The sequence below is a fragment of the Bacterioplanoides sp. SCSIO 12839 genome, assembly GCF_024397975.1.
Taxonomy (GTDB): domain Bacteria; phylum Pseudomonadota; class Gammaproteobacteria; order Pseudomonadales; family Oceanobacteraceae; genus Bacterioplanoides.
In genome coordinates this window covers 744080-767781 of record NZ_CP073745.1, presented here as the reverse complement: position 1 = coordinate 767781, position 23702 = coordinate 744080, and the positions used below count along the sequence as shown (strand labels likewise).

Sequence of the window (23702 nt, the reverse complement as noted above, 5' to 3'; positions counted from 1 at the left end):
AACAATGAAAACTAATGATTTAGTGCTTTTTTCTTTTTATAAATCTCATTTCGCACCATCTTTTCTTACAGAATAGATTTATAAAAGCATAAAACCAATACATTATTATTAATTTTTTAATCACTGCCAAATAAATCACGAGTATAAACTTTGCTTTCTACGTCATTCAGCTCATCAGCCATACGATTGGCAATAATGACATCACAATCTGCCTTAAACTGAGTAAAGTCCGATTCAACCCGGGAACGGAAGAACTCAGATTCAGACATAGTGGGTTCGTAAATGACAACATCAATGCCTTTGGCTTTAATACGTTTCATAATGCCCTGAATGGCCGATGCGCGGAAGTTATCAGAACCAGACTTCATAACCAAACGATATATACCTACCACCTTCGGGTTACGAGCAATAATTGAATCTGCAATAAAGTCTTTTCGGGTGGTGTTAGCATCGACAATCGCGCGTACCATATTACTCGGCACATCCTGAAAATTTGCCAATAACTGCTTGGTATCTTTTGGTAAGCAGTAACCGCCATAGCCAAATGAAGGATTGTTGTAATGATCACCAATACGTGGATCCAGGCCGACACCTTCAATGATCTGACGACTGTTCAAGCCGTGCACTTCGGCATAACTGTCCAGCTCATTAAAATAAGCCACACGCATTGCCAGGTAGGTGTTAGAGAATAACTTAACGGCTTCAGCCTCAGTCGAATTCACAAACAGCTGATTGATGTCCTGCTTAATAGCACCAGCTGCCAGCAGAGCTGCGAATGTGCGGGCACGTTCGCTGTCTTCACCCACAATAATACGTGATGGGTACAGATTATCGTACAAGGCCTTACCTTCTCGCAGGAATTCTGGCGAGAAGATAATATTATCAGAGCCAACTTCCTGCTTAATTCGCTGCGTGAAGCCAACCGGAATGGTAGATTTAATGATCATCACCGCACTCGGGTTAAAGGTCATCACATCCTTGATCACAGCTTCAACACTGGAGGTGTTAAAGTAGTTGGTCTCAACATCGTAGTCTGTCGGGGTAGCGATGATTACAAAATCAGCGCCGTTATAAGCGGCTTCTTTATCCAATGTCGCATGAAAGCTGAGATCGTCTCGGGCCAAAAACTCTTCAATTTCTTTATCAACAATCGGTGACTGGCGATCATTTAATAAAGCCACCTTGTGTTCATCAATATCCAAGGCCACGACATCGTTATGTTGTGCCAGTAACATCGCATTGGATAAACCGACGTATCCTGTGCCTGCAACAGTAATTTTCATATTGCTTCCTGTTTAATTTTTAACCTACGCCGTAGCTTTACAGCCACGACTATAAATTCTGCGCACACCATATCACTGCGGAATCTGTACATCCACATCCTGAGCATGGTCATCATACAATTGGAGATAAACTGACTTTAACTGCTGCTTTGCATCCTCGTCACCATGCACAATACGAATATGCTTGGGCCAATGGCGCATGCGCTTAACAAAGTTGACCAGGCCAGCCTGGTCTGCATGGGCGCTATAGCCACTGAGTGTATAGATACCCGCGCGTATATCGACTTTCTCAGCAGAACCACCTTGCTGATCAAAGACGACATATCCCGGTGGTTTACCCTGACTAAAACGAGGACCATAGCGCTGAATATCACGCCCGGGCGTGCCTTTTGCCTGATACCCCACAAACACCACATCGGTGCGCTCATCAGGTAGCAGTTGTTGTAAATAGTTCTGCATCCGGCCCCCCGCGCACATGCCACTGGCAGCAATGACAATCGCCGGGCGACCACTATCTTTCAGGTATTGCACCAGCCTTGTATGCTCCTGATGCGTATTCACTGTTAACAAGTTTTCAAAGGATAAGGGATGTCGGCCAGAGCTTACTTTGCGCCGCGCCTCAGCATCCCACAGATGCTTTAAACGTTGATAGTGCTCGGTAAAACGGGATGCCAGTGGCGAATCAACAATGACATCCAGATGATGCCAAAGCGTATCGCCTTCAATGCGATCAGTCTGGGCGATAATATCTTCCAGCTCGTACAGCAGCTCCTGAGTGCGACCAATGGAAAACGCCGGGATTAAAACCGTACCTTTGTTCTGTAAACACCGCTCAACCACGGCTTTTAAACGCTTGCGGCGTAACTTTCGCCCTTCGTGCATTCTATCACCGTAGGTACTTTCAATAATCAGCTCATCACAACGATACGGCGATTTTGGAGCTGGCAATAAAGGAGAATAAGGTGCCCCCAGATCACCGGAGAAGATGACTCGTTTTGACTGCTCCCGTATTGACATCACTCTATCAGGCGATTGCCGGCCAGCAGTCTGCTGCATCGGAAAGACATCCAGCTCAATATAAGCCGACCCCAGAATATGCCCCGCCACTTTAAACCTGGCTTTTAAACCCGGCATCACTGCCTGCCAGTCATTATAATCTACTGCAACCAGCTGTTTTTTAAGCCTGCGTAATACCGAAGTAATAATCTGGCGATTACGGGAAACGCCTACCTTAATGGCATCTTCGATAACCTGGGGTAATAACTCAGCAGTAGCGCGGCTGGCATAAATCGGGCCGTTGAAACCAGCGGCTAACAAATAAGGGATACGCCCAACATGATCGATGTGGCAATGGGTTACCAGTAACGCTTTTACATTCGAAATATCAAAATCAATTTGCTTTTGGCCAAAGCCAGAATCTTCAGATTCACGATCAAACGACTCTGCGCCCTGAAACAAACCACAATCAATCAGAACACTACCACCAGAATCCAGCGTTAACTGATGGCAAGAACCAGTCACACCGGATACCGCACCATGATGACGAATAGAATACATAAACACCTCCGTGTGTTTTTGTGGGTTATTCCTAGCACCGCATCTATTTAATCATAGAGCGCCACATGATTCTGACTCCATCCAAGTATTGGCACATCAAACCAACTCAATCATCCGCTCAATATCAGCTACCAATACGTCAACGAGTTGAGCGTCTCCACGGGTTTCAATATTCAAACGCAACAGCGGTTCGGTATTCGAGGCACGAATATTCATACGCCACTCGGGCATTTCAAGGCTCAGGCCATCGGTGGTATCTATTACCGGATTCTTGGCAGCAAAATGCACTTTCACAGCCGCCAACACAGCTGGCACATCCGATACGCGATAGTTAATTTCACCACTGCATGGGAAGGCTGCCATACGCTCACCAACCAGCTCTGACATCGTCTTACCCTGAACACACAGCAGCTCAGCCACCAACAACCAGGGGATCATGCCACTATCACAATAAGCAAAGTCGCGGAAATAGTGGTGCGCGCTCATTTCACCACCGTATACGGCGTTTTCAGCTCTCATCCGCTCCTTGATAAAGGCATGGCCGGTTTTACTCTGAATCGCAACACCGCCACTGCGCTCAACCATATCGATAGTATTCCAGGTTAAACGTGGATCATGGATGATTTTTTCACCTGGATGCTTTAGCAAAAAGGCTTCGGCTAATAAACCAACAATGTAATAACCTTCAATGAATTCGCCGTTTTCATCAAACAAAAAACAACGATCAAAATCCCCATCCCAGGCAATGCCCATATCGGCCTTGTGCTCAACCACTGCAGCCGCCGTGGCAGAACGATTTTCGGGTAACAGAGGGTTGGGAATACCATGTGGGAAACTGGCATCAGGCTCATGGTGTACTTTGATAAATTCAACTGGCACACCACGCTGGTTCAATGCATTTTCAATGGCATCAATGCTTGGCCCGGCAGAGCCATTACCCGCATTTACGACTAATTTCAGCGGTTTAAAATTGCTTAGGTCAACATAACCCAGCAAGTGATCAACATAGGCTGACATCAAATCCAGAGAGGTAACTGACCCCTTATGCTCTACCTTGTTGAAGTCGCCAGATTCAGCCAATGCCTGAATATCTTTTAGCCCGGTATCGCCACTAATCGGTTGAGCACCACGGCGTACCAGCTTCATGCCATTAAAGTCGATGGGGTTATGACTGGCCGTCACTTCAATACCGCCATCCACATCCAGATGGAATGCCGCAAAATACACTTGCTCAGTCCCTGTCATTCCCAGGTCAATCACATCGCAACCGGCATCCGTCATACCTTGTGCCAGTGCTTGCTTAAGCGCTTCACTGGTTTCCCGAACATCACCGCCTACCACAACTTTTTTAGCATCCAGAAACTGGGCATAAGCCCGCCCGATACGATAAGCAATATCGGTATTTAATTCTTCGCCTAAACGGCCACGAATGTCATAGGCTTTAAAGCAACTTAACTGCGTCATAATTTCTATTACCTTTTGTGTCAGGCGCGACCGTATTTATCTTTGAGGCGAACGATATCATCTTCACCTAAATAAGAACCCGATTGCACTTCGATCATTTCCAATGGAATCACGCCAGGATTTTCCAGCGCATGCACCTGACCAATAGGGATATAGGTGGACTCGTTTTCAGTCACCAGATAAGTGTTATCACCATTGGTAACACTGGCGGTTCCTGAAACCACAATCCAATGTTCCGCACGGTGATGATGCATCTGCACCGACAATTTCGCGCCTGGTTTAACGGTAATGCGCTTAACCTGGTAACGCTCGCCATTATCGATGGAGTCGTATTTCCCCCAAGGGCGATACACTTCGCGATGACTGTAGTGCTCAGTACGACCTTGTTTTTTAATCTCGGCTACGATTTCTTTAACGTTTTGTACTTTATCTTTATCAGCGATCAAAATGGCATCCGGTGTATCTACCACTACCAGGTTCTCAACACCCAACGTTGTGATTAAACGATTTTCACTGAAGATGAAACTATCACGTGTGTCTTTTAATATCGCATGTTGATGAACGTCTTTACCAAGTAAAACATTGCCATCAGCACACTTCTCACCAATTTCCCACAGGGCAGACCAACTGCCGACATCACTCCAGCCAGCATTCAGTGGTGTAACCACCACATTACCGGTCACGGATAACGGCTCCATCACTGCGTAATCGATGGATTCATCCGGGCAGGCTTCAAATGCTTCTTTATTAACACGGGTAAAGTCCAGATCCTGCGAAGTATCCATCATGGCTTTTTCACAAGCCTGATAGATATCCGGCCGATACTCCTTTAACTCTTCCAGATAACGATCGGCACGAATCATAAACATGCCACTATTCCACAAGTAGTCATTTTCGAGATAAGTTTTCGCAGTTACGGCATCGGGCTTCTCAACAAATTGCTCGACATCAGCCACCACGTCAGAAGAAGCACGTTTTATATAGCCGTAACCCGTTGCAGGCTCGGTTGGCACAATCCCTAGCGTACCAAAATTACCCGCTTCAACATCTGGCAGTAAGGTTAATACTGATTGCTGAAACGCCTCAGTATTTTGAATAATATGATCAGAAGCCAACACCAGCATAACCGGAACATTATTAGGATTGTTTTTTAATAACTGAAACGCAGCCAGAGCGATCGCAGGTGCCGTATTACGACCGACCGGCTCCAGTAAAATATCCCCCTCAAGGCTCTGCTGACGCATTTGCTCTGCAACGAGAAAACGATGCTCTTCATTGGTTATTACCACTGGCTTGCCAGAGTGCAGGCCATCCAAACGCGCCGTAGTTTGCTGCAGCATGGTTAGCTGCTTACCTAATGCTAGGAACTGCTTAGGAAACGCCGTACGTGACATGGGCCATAAACGAGTACCGGAGCCACCGGCCATGATAACAGGAGTAATCATACTAGTAATTCTCAAATATTAACAACATGATACATACAACAATAATACATGGATGAAATCTTCTTAAAACACCCAACAAAAAAGGTAACACAAATAACAGTAAAATTTATCAGTTTCTCATTTTATTTCCTATACAAATAAAGCATTGACAAAAAAACATTCCTCTTGACCAGCTCAAAAATCACTATTGGGGCAACGATACTTATTATGAAAGTAACAAAAGCAATCAACACTGAGGGCTCTACAAACCTAGTGATAATCTTATTGGAGACAGCACCTAGATAGACATGAAAAATCAAAATAAATAGAGATGCCTGCCCTAAACGAATAAAAAAATTAGATAAAAACGATACTTTACTTAATAAATAGGCAACCTGAACCATCAAATAAATCCCTGCAAAAGAAGCAACAACCGAGTACATCGGGAACTCAAAGATACGACGGTTTAGGTCCACCTGAGGTTGAACAAATAAAACGATACTGAAGAAAACTGCAATTGCCAGAGTCGCGGCTACCAAGTTAGCTTTAAACTGCAGAACATATTGCTTTAAATAACTGCCAAGCAAAAAGTAAGGCAAGCTCACCAGAATAATATCTAAAGAATGAGGTAAGCCTGAAAAGTAAACTTTTTCGCCTAGTGTATTGGGGCTATACATCAATGAAAGGTTGTAAGCACCGACTAAAAGTATTGCTATTAATATAACAACAATAGATAAAGTACTTTCAATCTTATATAAAACAAAACTATAGAAAAGTTTTGCTAACACATAAATCCAAAACAGATGCACTAAAAACCATAAGGGCGTCCATTTCAAAGTATCTCCATTACCATAGAGAATACCTAGCGCTTGAATCATAAACGACTCACCCTGCAAAATAGTACTTGCTAAAAGAACAAGTACAAGAGTTACAAGGTACGGTTTTAATAATGCTGAGGCTTTTGAACTAACAATTCGATTCAGGTCTGTATTTAAATTAAAAAAAAGCCCCGATATAAAAAAGAAGAAAGGCATTCTTAAGACACTTAACGCATCCATAAATGAAGGGAAATACAGACTTACTTTACTATGAAATAACGCCACAAGAGTGATCGAAATACCTCTAGCAACATCAACGTGCGTTACTCTTTTTTTCTTTGATTCACTCATTTGAATAGCCCAACCCACCCGACAAAGTATTAGACTCAACTTCTATGTAATCAAACGCGGTAGCCTTCAACGAGTCATAGAATCTTATAAACAAGCCCCCCTCATTTTTGACATCATTACCTTTGATCAAAGCACTTCCATTACCAATAGCTATGGCATTGGCAATGTAGCCATTTCTATTTACAAAATTAGAAATTCTATTATTGAGTACTCGATACTTACCATCTACTTTTGGGAATTCAGAGGTAGATAAGGTAATGACACCATTAAACGCCAAATCAATATTATCGATACGATTATTTTGGATTAATACGTCAGATACATTGTATTTAATATCAATCGCTTCATTAGTCGTCTCAGATATGGAATTCCCATTAATCAGCACAGTCTCTATGCCACAAAGAGATGCCTTACCTGAACCAATATAAATGCCCTCACCGTATTGAGGGTTTTTCCTGCCTGTTGTCAAAATACGGTTTTCACTGATATTAAAATTGCCCGAATCGGTACTGCATTTATCAACAGTAGCAAGAATGGCTTCTTGCCCGACATTCTCGATCCAGTTTCTTTGAATAACCAAATCATGACTATCTAGAGCTCTAATGCCATAAAGCCCTCCAGAAACTTTAAACCCTTCAATACGAATGTAACTACTCTCCCTTAAACTAATACCTGTGCCTTTATAATCAGACAACGAAATATGAGCGCCCTTATCCACTATTGATTTAAGAACTATGGGTGAAGACTGAGTCGCATGTACATTTTCAATTGAGATTCCAGAGTATTGCCCTTCTTCAAAGCACACGATATCACCCGGCTGCAGCTTATCTTCTATATCCGCAAACGTCTGAAACTCATTAATAAAAGGAATATATGGAAAAAAAGATGCAGTCAATTGATAGGAACATCCAGTCATTGGCGTTGCACTGACTTTGCCAACAACGACGATCACGAGAATAAGACTTAAAAACATTCCTGCTGATCTGCTGTTCATCCGAATACCTTTTTACTCATAAAGAAAAAAACCGCAGAAAAAGCGATAGAAATACATGTCACAAAAGAAGCATCCATAAACGAAGTTAAAAGCTGATCTGGATAAACGTCTGAAACAGAAAAGAAGAACAAATTACAGTAAGGTAATAAACACAGAGTGAGTAAACAGAGAAACTTTATAGGCTGAACAGCTATAAATACCGACTTATGCATCAGCCAAAAACACTGAATAAAGTTCAGAATAAAGACCCCAATCAATAAGAAACATAGCCACAAAATATCATTCATAGCTATCCCTATGACAATAGCGGATACATTCACAACCGATGAAAAGACACCACAAATAAACAAGCTCTTGGTATCCCCAAAGGCTTGATAAATCCCCCCTGTGGAACTTAGCACCATCTGTAAAGGGATGGACACCGCAAGTACTTTCAAAATATCAGTCGCACCAAACCACTGATCACCAAACATAATAAAAAGTACATCGGCAGCACACCAATAAAGAACATTTGATGCAAAAAGCCCTACAACCGCTAACTTAGAAGCCACTCGATAAAACTCTTTCTGCACTACATCAGGTTGATCTTTATATTTAGTTAACACAGGTTGTAAGGCAGGCGTAATTGCAAAGGTGAACAATTGCAAAGGATAACGCATTAATTGATAAGACTTATCGTAAAATCCAACCACCGCGGTACCGAAATACTTAGTGACCAACAAGGTATCTAAATTGCGTGAAAAGAAATTTAAAAAGTTAAATAACACCTGAAATTTTGCAAATTGATAGAGCTCTCCGAATGCGCCAACATCCTTACCAATTCGAGGTCTTCCCAGTTGAGTGTTACTAGAAAAATAGAAATAACATACAAATCGTAGAAAAGGCGTTAATAGAATCTTAATGGCTAAAGCTTCGAGCCCCCATTGATAATAGAAGAATAAAAATAGGCATACACTCAGCAAAACAAGCTCTGCAATTACCTCGGCTGAGGATACCTTAATAAACATTTCATCTTTTTGCAGAGCAGCCACAGGCAACATCGAAACGCTGGCAAATAATATGTTTATCGATAGTAAAATCGTTAACATCCAGCTGTCTTCAATACCAAGCCAGATCAAAAAAGGAGAAGAGCAGAATGCAAAAAGAATGGCCAATACGACCCCGATTAAGATCGATGCACTAAAAATTCCATCACGTTTATCATCGGTTAACCCATCATGAAACACCACTGCTGGAGCTAGTCCTGAGGTTGCAACCATCTGAAAGAAAAGAGCAATTACTTGAACCGCAGCAATAACGCCAAATTCTTCTGGAGTAAAAATTCGAGACAGTAGGATAAGAGACAGTATTTGTATAACGTATAACGCGTATTTACCTGTAATACTTCGAATAATTGCTTTATTTAAATCTTTGGATATTGCCATTTATCTATAGGCTCCAAGTAACGTACCAGTTCTACTTTTTAGGAAGAACCTGAAACAATAAAAACTCATAACAGATAAACTAAGCACTAAAATAAAAACGATAATAAAACCTAAAATATCTTGAGGTAGAAAAGTGAACTTAGCGAATAGAGCTCTGAATACGGCCATGAAGTAACCATGAATAAAAAATAGATAAAAAGATAAGTCCGCCATCAAACCTAAAAACCTATTAGGTGAATTCGCTAAACGATAGAAACCTGAAAAAAGCATCACGCCTATAGCAATTTTCAAAAGTAAATCCACTCGAGAGTCCCATTCCCAAATAAAATAAATCGATGTAAGCAGCACTAAGAAGAAAAAGAAGTACAAATAGAAATAACGGGACAAGCTCTGATACATGACTTTATGGTGAAAAATGGCCATCCCCATCAACCAAACAGGTAAGAAATAGAAAAATGATTGAAGAGTATTATCGTTAGCAAGAGGCCTGCCTAAATAAAGAGCAGGTATTAACGCAAGTACAATTACAAGGGGTAAATAACGACTACTCGATAAGGCCTTAAAGATAGGAAAAGCCAAATAAAACAAAAACACCATAGGCATAAACCAAAGAGGCCCGAGATGTGCTCCCGTAAACAAAAAGTACAGGGTTTGTCCTATCAAACCATAGCTTTCTTTAAGTGCAGCTAAATCCACCCATGGATGAGCGCTCTTGTACCCTAACAAATAAATGGCCAATGCAGGCAGCGATATCACCATGTAAGGAATAACGACTTTTTGAAGTTTATTCACCAAATATGATTTATAAGTGTATTTAGAGACCAGATAAGAAAATAGCCAGCCGCCAATCAATACAAAAATAACAGTGCAATTTCTCAGCAAACTACGAATGACATCGGCAAACTCTGAATTACTGAAAGGAACAACAGAAATCACATGGGCGGAAATAACTAACAAAATAGCTAGTCCACGCAAGTTATGTACATATTGATAAAACATAACTAAGCCCTAATACACACTTTATGAATTTGCTTAGCAAATACCCTGTTCGTAATATCTCTAGAGACGTTATATCGAGGCTGAGTCAATAAGTCTTCAACACTTAAACTGGGTAACGACTCATTAGGGTATACAACATTCATAAGCGGATGATTAATCTCTTGTGCGATTTGAAGTTGATGGTCATCCGAAAACTCAGAAAATTTCTCAACTCGAGGCACAAAAAATACTCGCTTTTGATAGCTGAGCATCAAGTTAATACTTCCAATACCACAATGACTGACAACCAAACTCGCCTCTTTTACATACGCCTCCATATCCTGACGTGAGACTAAATTCACAACTTCACCGTTAGCCGGGTGTTTTTTCACTTCATTATCACCTGCCTGAATCACCCATCGAACCTTGGCACTTTTGTATAAAGGGTGCTCAGAAATGAGTTCCAATAAGCGCTGAAATTGATAGTCGGAAGTGCCTAACGTTACCAGTATTAAAGGTATTTTTGGCGAGTCTAACGGGGTGATTGAAACGTGTTCTTGGTTCTCATTAAGAATATCGAAACACTTGCCTATGTACTGAACATCATTTCGCTTAGCGATCTGCTCCCATTGAGAGAAAAATAAGTTAAAGAGCTTATATTTTCGGATCAGCTTTCCTGTGTTTGATAATTCAACCACGCGAGAAAGGGTATCAATAAACACAAATCTAAAGCGCAAAACCTTGGCCAACAAAGCGAAAGGTAAAACGATAGGGCCACCAGTACTTAAAATCGCTTTTGGTCGATGTCGTAATAATATAAATAAGGCAAAAAATACATTAATAAAATGTATAAACGGATTAAATTGAGTATCAAATATTTGATAAGCGCGATTGATACGATCGTCCGTTATGGTTATTTTGTTGCTCACCAAAACTATATCGTCAAACTCACTTGTAGCACACATGGCTTGAGTCAAATGACCACCTGCAGAAGCCACGATCAAAACTTTATTACCCATACATGCTCCCTCTTATAATCGAAATATAATGATCAATTATATTTTTGGTCAAAAATTTCTTTGAAGCTTCTGATTTATTAAATTCTCTTACGCCTGAAATATAATAATCAATATTATTAATAAGTTCTTTTAGTTGAATTTCAATTTCCTGATGATTTTTTGATTCTACTGAGACCCCAACATTGAATTCATCAAAATAGCCATCAATACCAGTTTTCTTATGATATAAAATAGGAACACCAGAAAATAACGCTTCAATATAGACCATACCAAAAGTTTCATTTGAGGCAGGTAATAATAACCCTCTTGAATTTTTCATTGATACTAACAAGCTTTCTCTACTTACCTCACCTTTTAAGCTTACCAAATCACCACAACCTAAATTGTCAATATGATTTCTTACTATTTCAAAATTCCGTTCATCACCACCACCATAAATATCAAGATAAACATTAATACCTTTATCCTTTAGAGAAGAAATAGAAGTTATAAGAGGTATTACCCCTTTCCTTTTGTATTGATGAAAACTTAAAACACTTATAAAATTTTTATGCATTAAAGAATCCTTATAAGAAAGTAAATCACCTGAAAGTTCACATACATTAGGAAAATCACTTGAATTTTTCACATTAAAAAAATCTGAATAAGAGCTCTTCATCCAAGGACTAACAAAAAATATATGTTTGGCATTGAGAGCTACTTCTCTAAACTTTTTCCTCGAACACGGCAATCGATTTATATTATGACTATCTGACCCACCCCTTACCGATATTAAATAAGGAATATTTAAAAATCGAGATAACCTATTGGCTATTAGCCCTTCTGTTGTCAACTTATGACCATGAATCAAGTCAAAGTTTTTATTCCTTAAAAATTGATAAAATATATATGACCAAACAAAAATTACTGGCATATATATATAAGGAATTGGTAAAGCCCAGTACACAATAGATAATCCTTTATCAAACTCCTTGACAGATACTTTAAATGGATTCGAAGTTCTATTAATTGACAGAACGAAATGACTCACTTCATGCGTTTCAAACTCAGTTGCTTCAATTAAATTGGAAACCGCCCTTGTAAAAGGATATGGCCTGCCATCTGGATAATCTTGATGAATGTGTAAAATCCGTTTACTCATCATTCAATACCTTTAGCTTTGCACCTTATCTAAAAGGCTGGTTGATACCGTTGTGGAATCGAAAGGCTCCACATGATCAGTGAGCAATTGAGAGTTTCGTGTCACCACAGAATGAATATTTTTTCTGAAGGTGGTATTAGAAAATCGCTCCGCATTGGCCCTAATATCTTCAACGCTCAAGTTATCCGATAGCGTTTCAAAACGGTTTACAGCAGCCTGAATAGATGCCGAAGTTTGCTCCTGAAAGTGCATGCCGGTTACGCCATTGCGAACAGTTTCCAGGCATCCCCCTTTACCATAAGCAATAACTGGAGTCCCACATGCTTGCGCCTCAACAGGTACAATGCCAAAGTCTTCTTCAGCTGCAAAAACAAACGCTTTGGCTTTTTGCATATGCGTGACCATGGCTTCATTCGACTGATACCCTAAGATTTCGATATTCGGGGCATTCTTGGCTAAATTCTTAATCTTACTCATATCCGGGCCATCACCGATGACCTTTAACTTTTTATCGGGCATATGAGTAAATGCCTCAACGATAAGATCAATACGCTTATAAGGAACTAAACGGGAGGCAGCCAGGTAATAGTCATCTTTTTCTTTACACACCTGAAAGCGTTCTACATCAACAGGTGGATACACTAGTAATGCTTCCCTGCGATAACACTTATAAATCCGCTTTTTAATAAAACCTGAATTAGCAATAAACTCATCAACACCGTTTGAAGTACGCACATCCCAAATTCTAAACTTATGCAGAAAATAACGAGCAATAATTGACTTCAAGCCCCGCTCGATGGCACTTTCTTTTAAGTATTGCGCCTGCAGATCCCAAGCATAACGAGCCGGTGAATGACAGTAACTGATATGAACTTGATCAGGGCCAGTAATTACCCCCTTAGCAACCGAATAACTCGAAGATATAACCAAATCATAATCAGATAGATCAAACTGCTCGATCGCAATCGGAAATAACGGAAAATAGTTACGATACTTGTTTTTTGCGAAAGGCAACTTTTGAATAAATGAAGTGGTCACCTTTGCATTATTCAACCAACCACGCTCTTTTTCAGGTAAGAAATCCACTAATGTAAAGATATCCGCATTCGGATACTGAATCAGTATTTGTTCTAGAACTTTCTCTGCTCCGCCATTTACGACGAGCCAATCATGGATTAATGCGACTTTCATAAATTCACCTGTTCGCTATAGGCATCAAGAACTTAAATTGCCAGATGGAATGTCCATTTCGCTTCTGCTCGTCTCGAATAACGATCAAAAGATAAAAAAGAATCATCAATAAAATAAAGGTAAACACTTCAACCAATTTATTATGACTCGGTGCCAAAGCAGCTAACGGCACAGAGAAATAAAGTGCATAGTGCAATACATAAGAAGCAAGAGAATTACGGCCAATGGTATCTACAACCGATTTAATTTTTGCAATCCATCCTTTAAATTGACTGAGCACTGCAACCAGCATGGTCACAGCAATAGAAAGCCCTAAGTAGAGACTCATATAAAGAGGATGTGGCGGCGCCTTATATTTAGCTAACGCAAGCTTTATGAGTGGCTGATCATCTATCAGGTTGAAACCAATAATTGATCCTATAATTAAAAATGCTGAAAGAGAGCCGTAAACTTTCACAACGGTAAGGTTACTTAAAGATCTAAAGTCTTTAGCGATTAACATACCGATAAGCGCTAAGGCGAAAAAAGGAAAGAACGGATAAACGTTATAAAACAGAACTCTAAACAAGTTACTGTTATCAGCAGCACCAAATGATAAGCCGATAGCATAAGAACCAATATAAAGACTGAAAATGGATACTAACGCGGTGCTGGTGTTAACTCGTTTCATCCATAAAATTGCCAGCGGAGCCAAAGCAACAGCCATCAAATAAAAGGTCAGTATCTCGCCCCCTTTCGCAAACTGTTGATAAATCATGATCGTGAACAGCTGATCCATCATCTCTGGAAAACGAAATGCTAAAATCAGAACGATCATTTCCCTAGCTATGAATATCTTAAAAATACGAACTTTTAATTTTTGATAAAGAGAAGGCATCGATGATAAACCATCAACTTTTCTTGAGTAGGCAATAAAAAAGGTAAACCCAAAGATTAAAATAAAGTATGGCGTCGCAATTCGGAAAAACGCTTTTAACCAGTTCAAAACCTCTTCCGAGATAATTCCTCTTGACTCTAAAGCACCAATATAATGAGCAAAAATTAGCAATATAATGGCTAATCCTCTGCCTGTATCCAGCCAAGTAATACGACTCATAACTTTGCCTTCTCCAACTTAAAACACGTAGAAGTGATAACTATTAAGCACAATAACCAAATCATATTCTGATCTCGAAAGATCGAAGATTCCGTTAAGTTGTGAATGATAGGAATGGCCATAGCAGAGACCTGCCAGCCGTAAGAAAATCCTTTAATTAGATAGGCAATAAAACAAAGTACGAAAAGCGTCAGGATATATCCTAATTGGAGAATTAATTCCAAATAGCCATTATGTGCCGTCGTAATGCGTTTAATAAAACTAAAGTCATCGTCAAAATAAAACGGTATAGATCCTGTACCAAAGTAGCCACCATAACCATAACCGAGCAGTACCTTGTCAAAGGTCTTGATGTCAAAATACAACGTATCCCAAATAAACCCCCTGCCCGTTAAAGCATCAGGTTCTAAAGACATGCCTGGGTTCCATTCAAAGTTCAATGTCAGAGTAACCAAAGGTACTATTACAAATAACATTACTGCACCAGTAAACAGAGAAAGCACTACTGGGGTGGAAAACACAGGACGTAGCCAAACAAGAAAAAAGAAAAGACACGCTATGAATATGTTGGTTTTGCTTTTGGTCAGTATAAGCAACGCCATCAAACCAAAAGTCATCCAGAGTAATTCTTTCCTTGCACCCATATGAACAATCAAAAGCGTCACAAGTGCAATCAGAACGATGAGGTTAATGGCATTAACATTTTTTCCAGCCACATAAGCAGATAATGCGCCAGACGGGGTAAAACCAGCCCCAAGCGCAATGGAGATGAGCGTTAACAGAAAAACCACGCAAACTGCCACCACCACGGAACGGTATAAACCACCGCGTTGATAACTGTAATAAAACGATAAACAAACCGTAAAAATGAAACAGAGCTGAAAGAAAGACCGCTTAATCACGTAGCTGGACTGTTCAGCCCAAATCGCGCTAACTAAGGCCACCGAGGGTAAGACCAACAACCAAAATAGCTTTTTGCCCAATTCTTTGGACGCTAAACTATTAACTAGAAAAAAACGACTGATATAGAAAAGGAAAAAGCTAATCCAGAAGAGTTGTTTGATGAAATTGCCGCCGGATTTATTGGCCATCCTTTGTGAAAAGTCAGCCTCCATCATACCGCCTTTACTCGTTAAATCAGCCTGAAAAACACCAAGGCAAAACAACAGCACGAGACAGAAACCGTATTTCTCCCATAGGTATGAGATAGAGCTGCCATTCCCTTCCAGCAGCCTCATCAGTACAACTCAACCACACGTTTAGAAAATAGCGCTTTTAGCTTTCCGGCTTTATCTACAAAACCAAGTAACGGTTTAAAATATGAATTTTTCCCCATTGGCAAAAGCAACAACATCCACACTAAAAACACCAATCCCTTTAGAGAGTTTTCAGCCATATAACGAATTTTCTTAGAAGAGGCTTGATCAAGCAGTCGATAGCGTGTGTATGTTTCACCAACTCTGAAACATTTTTTTAAGATATACGATGAATTAAGTCGATCTTGGGCGACCTCTTCTGACACGGTAGCATTATTAGATGTAACTAATTTAGCTCCCAGCTCGTGCATTCTATGGAATAAATCGGCATCTTCACCGCCGGTAAGACCATAAGCCTCGTCAAATTTTAGAGCGTTATGATCAAGAAAAGCTTTATTGACCAAAGTGGAATTAGTGCCACCACTCGTTACAACAGAGCCATCAGGACGTGTAGGTCGCTCAAAGGCACCAGATTTAATCACCCATTGAGGCGTATTTTCTGGATACAAAGAAATAACACGGCCAAAAACCACATCCGCCTGATAAGCTTCAGCAGTGGCTAAAAGATGTTTAATCCATTGCGCATCAGCAACTTCATCATCATCGATAAAAGCAAGCCACTCGCCAGAAGCATTCGCGATGGTTTTATTTCTAGCTTTTGCAATATTTTTCGCCGTTTCCTGAGCGTAAACTACAGGAACCACCATTTTCTTAGCTTGATTTAAAACTAGATCTCTTGCGAACGCACTTTCGTCATTATCAACTACCACAACTTCTAGATTGATACCTTCAGGCAATTGTTGTTGATCGATACTTTTCAGCGTTTCGACTACATGCAACCGCTTATATGTGCACATACAAACTGAGATAAGCATAATCTGTCCATAGCGTGTCATTCAAAATATTAGAATCCCTAGTCATCAGAACTTTACACATCCGCTCTCATTTTGTGAATGACTTACTCTAAAAAACTTGCCATTTACCGCCATTTTTACCGGTAGTCTCAAAATATCTAAACACTTTTCTATTTGTCATATATCGATCATATTTTTTGCTTATCATTGGCCAGCTAATGAATTAGAACTAGATATTAAGCCCTGATGAAAGTGATCAAATTACGCCACTTTCACTTGGCTTATGGAGATATAACCATTAGACTTCCAATGTATTCGTTCTGCACAAGAGGGATCTTACTAATGAGAACTTTACTGCTTCTTATGACTTTTATGACAAGTCTGTCAGCCTTTGCCGATTTAAAAACCGATTTAACGACCCTTTCTCCCGCTGAAGCCATGCAAAAGGCCGTTGATGCTTGTAGTAGTGCTTCTTGTGCACAAGACCTGATTACAGAAATGTTAGACGCAGGTGTATCGCTCAATGACACCATGGCTGCTGCTATTGCTGCCGGCATTCCTGCCGCGGATGCCGCCAGTGCTGCATTAGCCAATAATCAGTCAGTTGCTGATGTTCTTGCCGCTACCACTGCCGCTGGCGTTAGTAATGCTGACGCCGTCGCTGCTGTTAATACGGCCGCACAAAACAACCAAATTGATAGTGCATTAGTGGTTGCAGCAGCACAAAACCAGAACATTTCTGAAGCTGATATTGGTGCTGCGATAGCACAATCGCAATCACAAAGCCCTGCTACCGGTACTGTTACAACAGCACCTGTTGGTGGTTCGACACCAGCTCGTCCTGCCCCAGTTGTCGGTGCCCTACAACCCGTTAGCCCTAACTAAGTTTTAGGCTTTGTAGTTCATATCTTTATTACCCGGCTTGCCGGGTTTTTTGCTTTATGCTGGCCTTATGAGTAACTGGAAATACTATCTGCTTGTTTTATTTACATTGCCTCTGCCATTTTCTGGTAATGTTGATTGGGCCTGGCCGTTGTTTTGCGCCGCTGTCTTTTTCATGCTTTTTTATGAATTAAAAACATCGGTTTATCCCCTGGTTTTAACCAAAGCCTCACCCGTCTGGCTCTTGTTATTAGTTGCTCAACTGTGGGTGATTATACAAAGCCTGCTGTTGGATAACCGCCATGATATCCAACATTCTTTATTACAGGGCCTGGGGCTGGTCGCTTTTTTTGTACTGACATTGTTGCTATTAACAACTCGTGAGCGTATCAAGCGTGCGATTTGGGTTGTTATTCTCGCGGCCAGTTTTCAGGCCATTTACGGGGCACTGATGGTACTGAGTGGTCTGGAGTGGAGCTTTTTTACTGAAAAGTCCAGTTACCGTGGCACAGCCACCGGCACCTTTATTAACCGCAACCACTTAGCGGGCTACCTTGAGATGAGTCTGGCGCTGGGTATTGGTTTCTTATTGTCGCAGTCAGCACGTTATCGAGGTAGCTGGCGACAACGCCTACGGCAAACCATTGATACTATATTAAGCCCTAAAGTGATTATGCGCTTATTATTAGCCGTAATGGTGATTGCGTTAGTATTAACCCGCTCTCGTATGGGCAATACCGCTTTTTTTGCCAGCTTGATGATCACTGGTGCCCTTGCACTGCTGCTCATGAAAAACCGTTCGCGCGCCACTACAGTTCTGCTAACCAGCTTATTGGTGATTGATGTTGCCATTGTGGGCACTTTTTTTGGTGTCGAAAAAGTAGCCGAACGCCTGCAAAACACCAGTGTTGAAAAAGAAAGCCGCGATGAGGTGGCACGCGATACTTATCAGATGTGGCAGCAAAACCCGGCATTGGGTATTGGTGCGGGCAGTTATCAATACACCTACCCGGCCTATCGCAGTGCTGATGTCACCGTCCGGGGATTATACGACCATGCCCATAATGATTATCTGCAGTTTTTAGCCGAGTTTGGCCTGCCTGGTTTTATTGCTTTGATGTTAGCCGCTGTCTGGTGTGGCTGGCTGGGGCTGGTTGCTATGCGTAAACGGCACAGTAATTTGATGAAAGGATTAGGTTTTGCCTCGACCATGGGCCTGTTAGCCATTGCGATTCATTCCAGTGTGGATTTTAATCTACAGATTCCGGCCAATGCCTTTATGTTTGTCTTTTTAATGGCCATGGCTTGTATTGCCCGCTATACACCATTGCGATAACTCATTATGAAACTGAGTGCCTCTAAATTAACACTGCCGGTAAATACCTCTGGTCGAGACTTTGTGGTGGGCGACTTGCACGGCTGTGTCGACGGCTTGTATCAACAGCTGCAGCAACTAAATTTTGATAAGCAGCAAGACCGGCTGATTTGTGTGGGTGATTTGATCGATCGAGGCCCTCAATCACAACGTGCCTTGGAGTTGTTGGAAAAACCCTGGTTCTTTTCGGTATTAGGCAATCACGAATACCTGATGGTGAATGCGCTGAAATACCATAACAATCAAGACAAAATGTTATGGCTGCAGCATGGCGGTGATTGGATCACAAGTACCGATCCTTGCCATTGGCCAGATTGGTTCTGCGCTATCGAAGCGATGCCAATTGCCATTGAGGTACACAATGCTTCGGGTTTGGCGTATGGCATTGTTCACGCTGATTATCCGCTGAATGATTGGCACCAGTTTGAAACACTAACAGAGCATGAATTGAAGCAATGTATTTGGGGACGAACGCACTTTAAGGAGCGCAGCCAGCATGTCGTTGCCAATGTCGACTGCCTGGTTCATGGTCATAATATTTCTGAGCAGGAGTTGCAGCTGGGTAATCGCTTGTATATCGATCAAGGGGCTTACCTGGGTAACCCGCTGACCATTAAGCAGTTGTAGCTATAGCGTCGTAAAGCACCCATGTCGTTGAATGCCCGTGTCGCTAATGTTCCGTTGGCATACGTTCAACCAATTTATTTAACAGTGAAGCATCAATCTGTTTCTGATTGAAACTTTCTTCAACCAGTGTCAGAAAGTCTTTCAATTCGCGGTCTAACGTCATCCCACTATTAAATATCTTATTGGTATCGAGAATGCCGGTTTCCATAATTTTCTGAATGGCCATTTCCTGGCTTTCATCCAGTCCTAAAAAGTGCACGCTGTTATCCATGCCTTCTGCCATAGTTTCAACCACATCGACAATTTGTCGCATCACTTCCTGATAAGAATCATCCACATGTTTCATCAACTGGTTCATTTTTTGGGTCATTTGTTTAACCAGAGCACCTTCTAATTCAAGGTTTTTCTGATTATCCAGAGCCACCACACGTGCATGAGTTCCCTGTAATAATGAAAATACATTGTCTTTAATCGCGCCGTATTTTTTTTCATCGTGGATCGGCATGTTTTTAACCAATAACGATACGCTCTCATAATTCATAATGGATCGATGGCCAAAATCCACGTAACGGCCCTGATTTTTGCATTGTTCCAACAGTACCGATTCCATCGCTTTTGCCATGCCATTGGCTTCCATATTTTTAACGCCATGCGTACTGCGCATTTGTAAACTGCAGTTCAGCCCGTAACTCTGCAATGCCTGAAACAATCGCATGCCGAGTTCATCCAGGTTATTACAGGTATTGCAGTCGAGTAAAAACTGAACATTCACCCCCAGGTCGGAGGTATCTGACATGGCAATAAAGGCCATTTCATTGGCTTGCTGTAGCTGAGTTTTTAATTGCACGTTGGCCAGTTTATTAAAAACAACCCGATCTAATCTGGCTTTTAATTCCCACATCGAGTCGTGGCAAATAAAGTCATCAAAACCAGCGGCCAGTGCATCCATACGGTCTGCCAATTCGTCGCGGCTTGCCAATACAATCACCGAGCTATCCTGGTATTTGGCATGTTGCTTTAATAACTCACAGCTTTGGATTGCCTGACCCATCCCCAAACTAACGGCATTGATGACAACCACTGAAAAATCCATTGTTTTTTCATGGATATTATCAATGGTCGCAATATGAGTGAGTTCATAAGCAGAGCCAAGTTGCTGATCAAGATTCTGGCAATCTGTCACGCCAACCAATAACGCAGGGTAAGCCATTATTAAAGCCTGAGTAGTTAACTAATTACTCAGGTTTAGCTAATGACTTACTGATATGCCAATTCAAACAGGCTTTCTGATCGTTTTTTTAACAACTGCTATGAGGAATAATATTTCTATCTCGAATGGTTATAAAAACAAATCAGATAAGTAGTAACTCTTTGGCTCGGTGCAATGCTTGTGTTCGACTTTTAGCACCTAGCTTAACGTTAATTTTACGCGCATGTGTTTTCACGGTATGAAGGGAAATAAACAATAAATCGGCAATTTCCTGATTGGATAACCCCTGGTCTATTTTGCGCAATACTTCAAGCTCTCTCTCACTGAGCGATACATTGTCTGGTACTTTGGTGAGTAGTTCGACGTCTTCACTCCAGTTAGTATGCAGATTAGGTATCCATTGGCTCATATCCATACCAATGCCTTCGCGATCAAGGATTGTTTGCAGGTGGCGTAACTGGGCTTCTCCTTCGGCTGGTTTTTCTGCGCGCAGCGCCACCGCTCGGAGCATCATGATAACCACACTCATTAAATTCTGACTGTTGTTACGTAACCATTGATCCGCTTCAGCAATACAGGCTTTGGGGTTATTCGCTTTAAGATACAAACGTGCACGGGTAACCGAGATAAAGTCGGGCAACATTGGAAATACGTCCGAGCGTACCAACGGGCCATTTTCCTGCATTTTTATGAATTCATCGATGTAACTCTGAGCACGGGTCAATTTACCCTGATAAATCCAGACATTGGCCTTCACCATTGCCAGCCATTGGTAGTTTTCAATACGTACCTGCCAGCGTTGCATCAGACGCTCAACCTGATCCAGCAAATCCAGTGCTTCGTCGTATTGGCCCACTTCGGCCTTGGCCATGGCCAGGAAGGCATAACCATAACAAACGGCAGTATCATGACTGCGACTGCTGGCTGAGATACCCTGCTGCATCATATCAATCAGTGGCTTACGGTCATGCCCCATCAGCCACAGCATAAAGGCTTTGTATGACAATAAACGGCCTAATGAAATACCACTGTTTTTGTTCGCCGTTAATAACGTCAGCCCCTGTTCAATCACTGCCAGGCTACGTTTAATATGGCCGCGATTTAATTCAATCCGACCATAATCAAACAATACCTGAGCTTCCATTGCCGGTACCTGGTGCTGGCGCGCCAGATCCTGAGCAAAGCGATTCCAGATTCTGGCCCCATCCGCATCGTTATTGACCAGACAAAGTAAAGACAAGCTGGTACCCATCAGAATACGGATGGTAAAACGATCTTCAGGTAAATGTTCTAAGGCAAACTTACAGCGCTCTTCGGCATGTTTGATATCACCATCCAGGCGCGCCAGATAACCCTGCAATGCGGCTTTTTCATACTCTGAAATCTGCTCGCTCTGAATCAGCGTATTCACCAACGGCAAAGCTTTATCGCGTTGTTGAGTAAATAACCATGACCAGGCGGCAATCATCATCAGATGAGAAGAGCGGCGTAATAACTCATCCCCTAATCCCTCAAGCCACTCAAGCATGGCAGCAATATCCAGACTCCCAATCAGATGGTCGACCTGTTCTTCAACCCAAGGAATGACCTGTTGGGATAAACCCGCTTCTTTGGCATGAAACAGTGCAGCCATTCGATCGTTGCCACGTCGTAACCAATCGTATGCCTGAGCATGAAGGGACTGACGCGATGCCTGCGGTAACTGCTGACTTAACAGGGAAGCCATCACCGGATGAAAGGCATACCAACCCGGCCGGTCTGACAGAGGTTCAATAAACAAATTTTGTGACAGCGCTTGTTGTAATAAGCCGTGGAAGTTATGGCTGCCAAGGCAGTGTTCCAGAAGCGATTCATTGAATGTCCCCACCACCGCCGCTTGCTGGATAAATTGCTGCATATCCGTTGATAATGCATGTAAAGCTTCGCCTTGCAGGTAATCGCTCATTTCCAGCTGCCCCAGGAGCACCGGCGGTTCAGACGGTTTACCTAACGCCCGGAAACAACCGAGCCACAAACTCAGGCCAGCGGGCCAGCCCTGCAAGCGTGAATGAATTACCGGTACCAGGCGACCCGCCTGCTCAACGTCATTATTCATCAGAAAACGTTGAACCTGATCATCATTAAAGGTCAGCTCCTGACTACTCAACCAGACAATATTCTGTTGCAGCCGTAAACGTCCTAATGATTGTGGCAAGTAACGTCCGGCCAGCAGCAACTTAAGATTATTTGGCCGTTCCGATATAAGGCGGGCTAATAACGATTGAACATCATCACTTTTTAATAAGTGAACATCGTCCAGACACAAGACAACGGGTTGCTGATACGCCGCGATTTCATCCAACCACAACAGCAGGGATTGATCCGCATCAACCGTGGTACTGGGGTGCTGGGCAGCAGACAGTTGCCGATGCGATAACGCGAGATTTTCTATCTCCATTAGTTGCGCCGCACACACTTCCAGCAAGTTATCCAGAAATGCCATCGCGGAGGCATCACGATCATCACAGCGAAACCAGATGACATGCGATTGCTGATCACAGTATTCCGCCATCAACAAGGTCTTGCCATAGCCTGCCGCGCAGTTGAGCCAGACAATATCCTGCTGCTGAAACGCTTTTGTTAACAACTCCGACCGTCGCCAGAAATGAGGAGCAAATACAGGGCGTCTGGCCTTATTATGAATAACCGCCTGGCGAGCACGCTGTTCCAGCTGTTTTTTCATCGTTTGCGGATCGATTGTGTGTTTCTCCGTCATTTT

General features: G+C 41.9%; 19 protein-coding genes. 3 read left to right on the top strand and 16 right to left on the bottom strand.

Features of this window, described 5'->3' with window-relative positions:
- Nucleotides 1-116: 116 nt before the first annotated feature.
- The 14 genes from KFF03_RS03625 to KFF03_RS03560 form a co-directional block, all read right to left on the bottom strand.
- A complete protein-coding gene (locus KFF03_RS03625; protein WP_255858951.1) occupies nucleotides 117-1283 on the bottom strand; it encodes a nucleotide sugar dehydrogenase in 1167 nt (388 codons plus the stop codon).
- Nucleotides 1284-1355: 72 nt separating this feature from the next.
- The gene (locus KFF03_RS03620) at nucleotides 1356-2840 is read right to left on the bottom strand and encodes an MBL fold metallo-hydrolase (protein WP_255858949.1); all 1485 of its coding nucleotides are present in this window, start codon (nucleotides 2838-2840) and stop codon (nucleotides 1356-1358) included.
- Nucleotides 2841-2936: 96 nt separating this feature from the next.
- Nucleotides 2937-4304 carry a phosphomannomutase CpsG gene (locus KFF03_RS03615; protein WP_255858948.1) on the bottom strand — a complete coding sequence of 456 codons (1368 nt, stop codon included), beginning with the start codon at nucleotides 4302-4304 and terminating at the stop codon, nucleotides 2937-2939.
- 20 nt (nucleotides 4305-4324) lie between these two features.
- The gene (locus KFF03_RS03610; protein WP_255858947.1) at nucleotides 4325-5749 is read right to left on the bottom strand and encodes a mannose-1-phosphate guanylyltransferase/mannose-6-phosphate isomerase; all 1425 of its coding nucleotides are present in this window, start codon (nucleotides 5747-5749) and stop codon (nucleotides 4325-4327) included.
- 122 nt (nucleotides 5750-5871) lie between these two features.
- Complete coding sequence (locus KFF03_RS03605; RefSeq protein ID WP_255858946.1) at nucleotides 5872-6897, bottom strand: acyltransferase family protein; 1026 nt, start codon at nucleotides 6895-6897, stop codon at nucleotides 5872-5874.
- A complete protein-coding gene (locus tag KFF03_RS03600; protein WP_255858944.1) occupies nucleotides 6890-7891 on the bottom strand; it encodes a right-handed parallel beta-helix repeat-containing protein in 1002 nt (333 codons plus the stop codon). The genes KFF03_RS03605 and KFF03_RS03600 overlap by 8 nt, the downstream gene beginning before the upstream one ends.
- Entirely contained in the window at nucleotides 7888-9315 is a 1428-nt protein-coding gene (locus KFF03_RS03595) for an oligosaccharide flippase family protein (RefSeq protein WP_255858942.1), read from the bottom strand. The genes KFF03_RS03600 and KFF03_RS03595 overlap by 4 nt, the downstream gene beginning before the upstream one ends.
- Nucleotides 9316-10314, bottom strand: a complete 999-nt coding sequence (locus KFF03_RS03590; RefSeq protein WP_255858941.1) for an acyltransferase family protein — start codon at nucleotides 10312-10314, stop codon at nucleotides 9316-9318.
- Nucleotides 10315-10316: 2 nt separating this feature from the next.
- Nucleotides 10317-11312, bottom strand: a complete 996-nt coding sequence (locus KFF03_RS03585; protein ID WP_255858940.1) for a glycosyltransferase — start codon at nucleotides 11310-11312, stop codon at nucleotides 10317-10319.
- Entirely contained in the window at nucleotides 11305-12456 is a 1152-nt protein-coding gene (locus KFF03_RS03580) for a glycosyltransferase (protein ID WP_255858938.1), read from the bottom strand. The genes KFF03_RS03585 and KFF03_RS03580 overlap by 8 nt, the downstream gene beginning before the upstream one ends.
- A 9-nt stretch (nucleotides 12457-12465) precedes the next feature.
- The gene (locus tag KFF03_RS03575; protein WP_255858936.1) at nucleotides 12466-13644 is read right to left on the bottom strand and encodes a glycosyltransferase family 4 protein; all 1179 of its coding nucleotides are present in this window, start codon (nucleotides 13642-13644) and stop codon (nucleotides 12466-12468) included.
- Between the two features lie 4 nt (nucleotides 13645-13648).
- Complete coding sequence (locus tag KFF03_RS03570) at nucleotides 13649-14740, bottom strand: heparan-alpha-glucosaminide N-acetyltransferase domain-containing protein (protein ID WP_255858935.1); 1092 nt, start codon at nucleotides 14738-14740, stop codon at nucleotides 13649-13651.
- Nucleotides 14737-15978: an O-antigen ligase family protein gene (locus KFF03_RS03565; protein ID WP_255858933.1), complete on the bottom strand. Its 1242-nt coding sequence runs from the start codon at nucleotides 15976-15978 to the stop codon at nucleotides 14737-14739. Before KFF03_RS03565 ends, KFF03_RS03570 begins: the two co-directional genes overlap by 4 nt.
- Entirely contained in the window at nucleotides 15978-16871 is an 894-nt protein-coding gene (locus tag KFF03_RS03560) for a glycosyltransferase family 2 protein (protein ID WP_255858932.1), read from the bottom strand. Before KFF03_RS03560 ends, KFF03_RS03565 begins: the two co-directional genes overlap by 1 nt.
- Before the next feature lie 351 nt (nucleotides 16872-17222).
- Here KFF03_RS03560 and KFF03_RS03555 point away from each other — a divergent pair, with 351 nt between their 5' ends.
- From KFF03_RS03555 to KFF03_RS03545, 3 genes are all read left to right on the top strand, one after another.
- A complete protein-coding gene (locus KFF03_RS03555; RefSeq protein ID WP_255858931.1) occupies nucleotides 17223-17735 on the top strand; it encodes a hypothetical protein in 513 nt (170 codons plus the stop codon).
- A 67-nt stretch (nucleotides 17736-17802) separates the two neighbouring features.
- The gene (locus KFF03_RS03550; protein WP_255858930.1) at nucleotides 17803-19068 is read left to right on the top strand and encodes an O-antigen ligase; all 1266 of its coding nucleotides are present in this window, start codon (nucleotides 17803-17805) and stop codon (nucleotides 19066-19068) included.
- 6 nt (nucleotides 19069-19074) lie between these two features.
- Nucleotides 19075-19734: a metallophosphoesterase gene (locus KFF03_RS03545; protein ID WP_255858929.1), complete on the top strand. Its 660-nt coding sequence runs from the start codon at nucleotides 19075-19077 to the stop codon at nucleotides 19732-19734.
- Between the two features lie 43 nt (nucleotides 19735-19777).
- Here the strand turns inward: KFF03_RS03545 and KFF03_RS03540 are convergent, their stop codons facing one another.
- Both KFF03_RS03540 and KFF03_RS17670 read right to left on the bottom strand, forming a co-directional pair.
- Nucleotides 19778-20944, bottom strand: a complete 1167-nt coding sequence (locus KFF03_RS03540) for a hypothetical protein (RefSeq protein WP_255858928.1) — start codon at nucleotides 20942-20944, stop codon at nucleotides 19778-19780.
- 142 nt (nucleotides 20945-21086) lie between these two features.
- Nucleotides 21087-23699, bottom strand: coding sequence for a LuxR C-terminal-related transcriptional regulator (locus KFF03_RS17670; RefSeq protein ID WP_304941522.1), 2613 nt, complete (start codon nucleotides 23697-23699; stop codon nucleotides 21087-21089).
- Between the last annotated feature and the right edge of the window lie 3 nt (nucleotides 23700-23702).